The organism is Pseudomonas sp. KCJK9058, from assembly GCF_046230975.1.
GTDB lineage: Bacteria > Pseudomonadota > Gammaproteobacteria > Pseudomonadales > Pseudomonadaceae > Aquipseudomonas > Aquipseudomonas alloputida.
Genome location: NZ_JBJJLR010000093.1, coordinates 1 through 4,507, shown reverse-complemented (window position 1 = coordinate 4,507; position 4,507 = coordinate 1). Strand labels below are relative to the sequence as shown.

Here is a 4,507-nt window from a genome sequence, read left to right as displayed (position 1 = left end):
TCATCATCCAGACCCACCTGGCCGACCACCCACTGTTGGTCCAGCTAACCGAGCAAGGCTACTTCGCCTTCGCCGAACAGGCCCTGGACGAACGCCGAGCCGCCGGGCTGCCGCCCTACTCGCACCTGGCCTTGCTGCGTGCCGAAGCACACAAGCCGGGGCAGGCCGAAGGTTTCCTCGACGAAGCCTGTGCCGCCGCCGAGCGCCTGGTGGCCGAACAGCACCTGCCGGGCATCGAACTGCTGGGCCCGGTACCGGCGCCCATGGAGCGCCGCGCCGGACGATTCCGCGCACAATTGTTGATACAGGCCAATACCCGGGCGCCGTTGCATCGACTGATCAGCGCCTGGTTGCTAGTGTTGGAACAGTTGCCGAGCGGGCGCCAGGTGCGCTGGTCGCTGGATGTCGACCCGGTAGACCTGTATTGAGCTGCAAGCTGCGAGTGACCAGCGGCAAGCAAGCGCCGGGCGGGTGCGATGCCGCTTTTTCTTGCCGCTTGTGGCCCCCAGCTTGCCGCCCAAAGGTTGGCAACCTGCTCCCGGCAACGGATAATGCCCAGTTTTTCCACCTGCGCATCCAGGCGCTCACCGCGCTTGCGGTCGAAAAGAGATCCCCATGAAAGACACCATTCGCCAGCTGATCCAGCAAGCCCTCACCCAACTCGTCACCGACGGTGTGCTGCCTGAAGGGCTGTCGCCGGCGATCCAGGTGGAAAACGCCCGGGACAAGACCCACGGCGACTTCGCCAGCAACATCGCCATGATGCTGGCCAAGCCGGCCGGCATGAAGCCGCGCGACCTCGCCGAAAAACTGATCAACGCCCTGCCGGCCAGCGCCGACATCAGCAAGGTCGAGATTGCAGGCCCCGGCTTCCTCAACTTCTTCCAGAACACCGACGCCCTGGCCAACCGCCTGGATGCCGCCCTGGCCGACGCCCACCTGGGTGCACGCAAAGCCGGCCCGGCGCAAAAGGTGGTGATCGACATGTCGGCACCCAACCTGGCCAAGGAAATGCACGTCGGCCACCTGCGCTCGACCATCATCGGCGACAGCGTTGCGCGCGTGCTGGAGTTCCTGGGCGACAACGTCATCCGCCAGAACCACGTCGGCGACTGGGGTACCCAGTTCGGCATGCTGATGGCCTACCTGCAGGAAAACCCGATTACCAGCGACGAGCTGTCGGACCTGGAAAACTTCTACCGCGCGGCGAAGAAACGCTTCGATGAATCGGAGGAGTTCGCCACTCGCGCCCGCGGCCTGGTGGTCAAGCTGCAAGCCGGTGACCCCGAGTGCCTGGCCCTTTGGACACGCTTCAAGGACATCTCGCTGTCGCACTGCCAGAAGACCTACGAGCTGCTCAACGTCAAACTGACCATGGCCGACGTGATGGGCGAAAGCGCCTACAACGACGACTTGGCCAACGTGGTGGCCGACCTCAAGGCCAAGGGCTTGCTGGTCGAAGACCAGGGCGCCCAATGCGTGTTCCTCGACGAGTTCAAGAACAGCGAAGGCGACCCCCTGCCGGTGATCGTGCAGAAGGCTGACGGCGGCTATCTGTACGCCACCACCGACCTGGCTGCCGTGCGTTACCGCAGCAACGTGTTGAAGGCTGACCGCGCACTGTACTTCGTCGACCAGCGCCAGGCCCTGCACTTCAATCAGGTGTTCGAAGTGGCCCGCCGCGCTGGCTTCGTCGGCCACCCGATGCAAATGGAGCACATGGGCTTCGGCACCATGAACGGCGCCGACGGCCGCCCGTTCAAGACCCGTGACGGCGGCACCGTGAAGCTGATCGACCTGCTCACCGAGGCCAAGGAGCGCGCCTACGCGCTGGTCAAGGAAAAGAACCCGAGCCTGGCCGACGACGAACTGCGCCACATCGGCGAGGTGGTGGGCATTGGCGCGGTGAAATACGCCGACCTGTCCAAGCACCGCACCAGTGACTACAGCTTCAACTTCGAGCTGATGCTCAACTTCGAAGGCAACACCGCCCCTTACCTGCTGTACGCTTACACCCGCGTAGCCGGCGTGTTCCGCAAGCTGGGCAAAGGCTTTGACGAAGTCGACGGCAAAATCGTGCTGCACGCAGCCCACGAGCAGGACTTGGCCGCGCGCCTGGCGCAGTTTGGCGAAATCCTCAACAACGTCGCCGAAAAAGGCACGCCGCACGTGCTGTGCAGCTACCTGTACGACTTGGCCGGCCTGTTCTCGAGCTTCTACGAGAACTGCCCGATCCTCGCTGCCGAAACCCCTTCGCAGCAGCAGAGTCGGCTGCGCCTGGCCGCCCTGACCGGCCGCACCCTCAAACAAGGTCTGGAACTGCTCGGCCTGGAAACCCTGGAGCGCATGTAAGTTGGCTGCCAAGAAAAAACCTGCCCCGAAACGCGGCGCCAGCCGCCAGACGGCACCGGCCAAACAGCCGATCCCCGGCTGGGTATGGCTGGCGGTCGGCCTGACCGTAGGCGCGTTCATCGTGTTCCTGATGAAGCTCGAACCCGGTGGCGATGACATCAAGCGCACCAAGCCCGAGCAGGAGAAACCGGCGAAAACGGCCGAAGCCGGCAAGCCCGCGCAAGCTACCCCGCAACAGCCGGTGAAGCCGAAGTACGACTTCTACACCCTGCTGCCGGAGTCTGAGGTGATCGTGCCGCCGGAAGCCGTACCGGAGAAAACGCCACCGGTGCCGGCCCAGCCGGTAACCCCGGTGACACCAGCAGAAGCGGCAAAAATCGACACGGCGAGGGCCCAGGCAGCGCTGCTCGGCCAGACCCCGCCGCCGCCACCGCCTGTGATCAAGCCGGCGGCGACCACGCAGTACTTCCTTCAGGCCGGCTCGTTCCGCAAGCAGGCCGATGCTGACAAGGTACGGGCACAGATCATCCTGCTGGGCCAGTCCGTGAAAGTGGAGTCGGGCACGGTCAAGGATGAAACCTGGTACCGCGTGCTGGTCGGGCCGTTCAGCAACCGCGAGCAGTTGACCGGGGCACAGAAGCAGCTGGCTGGGGCCGGATTCAGCAACCTGTTGCTGCAACAGCGGCAGACCCGCCAGTAACAAAGAAGGCCTTGCCGCGGCGGCGCGACAAGGCCTTTTTTATGGGGGACGGGCTTGCCCCTGAATGGGCTCTAAAACAGCCCCGGTACCGTCAGCCCCGCCCCGCATTCCTCTCGGACACCTGGCTGTTCAACGTCCAGAAGTCATACAGCACCCCCACCAGGAACAACCCGCCGGTAAAGAAGTAGATGATCGCGGTGATCCATTTGCCCTGATACAGCCGGTGCAGGCCAAACACCCCCAGGAAGGTCAGCAGAATCCAGGCGATGTTGTAGTCGATACGCCCGGACTGAAACCTCAGGTCGGCTTCACGGTCCATGGACGGGATCAGGAACAGGTCGATCAACCAACCAATGCCCAGCAAGCCGAAGGTGAAGAACCAGATGGTCCCGGTAATCGGCCTGCCGTAATAGAAACGATGGGACCCGGTGAAGCCGAAAATCCACAGCAGGTAGCCAATGGTTTTGCTGTGGGTGTCGTGAAAGGGCACCCCCTGTTGATAACTGTTCATTCATAGCCCCCGTGGGTTATCCGAAAATTTTCTAAGAAAAAATGTGACTTTCTCGTCGCTACCCGACATACGGCGCCTAGGCAATCGACCAACGGATCAATAACTGATCAAAAAGCTGTTATAAAGTTGCGCGCCCAACACATAACTATTCATAAGAGCTTCATCTATGCCGCCTTTGATCAAGACATGGCTGACCCTCTGCCTATTATTGCCCCTGGCCGCCCACGCCACCAATCGTGAGCAACGTCTTCCCAATGGTTTCACCGGCTACACGACCAACGCGTCGGTGAAACACGCACCCGCCAAGCAGACCGCGCTGCGCGCCCGCCCAAGCAATGCCGTCAGCAACCGCGGTGCGAATGTCGCCGCCATGTCGCCGAAGCAAAGCAGCGATGTGCTGAGCCGTGCGGTAAATGTGCTCGGTACCCCTTATGTTTGGGGCGGCAGCAGCCCGAAAAAAGGCTTTGACTGCAGCGGGCTGGTCAAATACGCCTTCAACGACGTCGCCGACGTCGACCTGCCGCGCACCTCCAATGCCATGGCCCAGGGCCATGGGGTGAAGGTGGCCAAGGGTGATCTGAAGCCTGGCGACCTGATCTTCTTCAACATCAAGAGCCGTCGGGTCAATCACGTCGCCATCTACCTGGGTAACGACCGCTTCATCCACGCGCCACGCCGTGGCAAGCGGGTGAGTATCGACACCTTGAGCAAGCCTTACTGGCAGAAGCACTACGTGGTGGCCAAACGGGTGCTGCCGAAAGAGCAGCAGCAGCTGAGTCTGGCCAAGCGTTAATCTGATCGGCGCTATTCGGTACCGGCCCCTTCGCGGGCACGCCCGCTCCCACAGCTACCGCGTCGCTCTCGCGGGCAGCGCCATACCTGTGGGAGCGGGCGCGCCCGCGAAAGGGCCTTTGCAGGTACTACAAGCCTTTGATCAACCCTCG

4 protein-coding genes and 1 pseudogene are annotated in these 4,507 nt (G+C 62.4%); 4 read left to right on the top strand and 1 reads right to left on the bottom strand.

Going from position 1 to position 4,507, the window contains the following annotated elements:
• The 3 genes and pseudogenes from ACK59Z_RS25650 to ACK59Z_RS25640 all read left to right on the top strand — a co-directional run.
• Positions 1-428: pseudogene (locus ACK59Z_RS25650) on the top strand (primosomal protein N'); the annotation flags it as partial.
• A 187-nt stretch (positions 429-615) separates the two neighbouring features.
• On the top strand, positions 616-2,352 hold the full coding sequence (gene argS, locus ACK59Z_RS25645) for an arginine--tRNA ligase (RefSeq protein WP_003249124.1): 1,737 nt from the start codon (positions 616-618) through the stop codon (positions 2,350-2,352).
• 1 nt (position 2,353) lies between these two features.
• Entirely contained in the window at positions 2,354-3,052 is a 699-nt protein-coding gene (locus ACK59Z_RS25640) for an SPOR domain-containing protein (protein ID WP_003249122.1), read from the top strand.
• A 91-nt stretch (positions 3,053-3,143) separates the two neighbouring features.
• On the opposite strand, the gene ACK59Z_RS25635 is transcribed toward ACK59Z_RS25640, so the two are convergent.
• Positions 3,144-3,563: a TM2 domain-containing protein gene (locus ACK59Z_RS25635; RefSeq protein ID WP_003249120.1), complete on the bottom strand. Its 420-nt coding sequence runs from the start codon at positions 3,561-3,563 to the stop codon at positions 3,144-3,146.
• A 166-nt stretch (positions 3,564-3,729) separates the two neighbouring features.
• On the opposite strand from ACK59Z_RS25635, the gene ACK59Z_RS25630 reads away from it, so the two are divergent.
• A complete protein-coding gene (locus ACK59Z_RS25630; protein WP_003249118.1) occupies positions 3,730-4,356 on the top strand; it encodes a C40 family peptidase in 627 nt (208 codons plus the stop codon).
• Positions 4,357-4,507 lie beyond the last annotated feature (151 nt).

Coding starts and splice junctions, on each gene's coding strand:
- argS (WP_003249124.1), top strand. CDS start 616: ATGAAAGACACCATTCGCCAGCTGATCCAGCAAGCCCTCACCCAACTC.
- ACK59Z_RS25635 (WP_003249120.1), bottom strand. CDS start 3,563: ATGAACAGTTATCAACAGGGGGTGCCCTTTCACGACACCCACAGCAAA.
- ACK59Z_RS25630 (WP_003249118.1), top strand. CDS start 3,730: ATGCCGCCTTTGATCAAGACATGGCTGACCCTCTGCCTATTATTGCCC.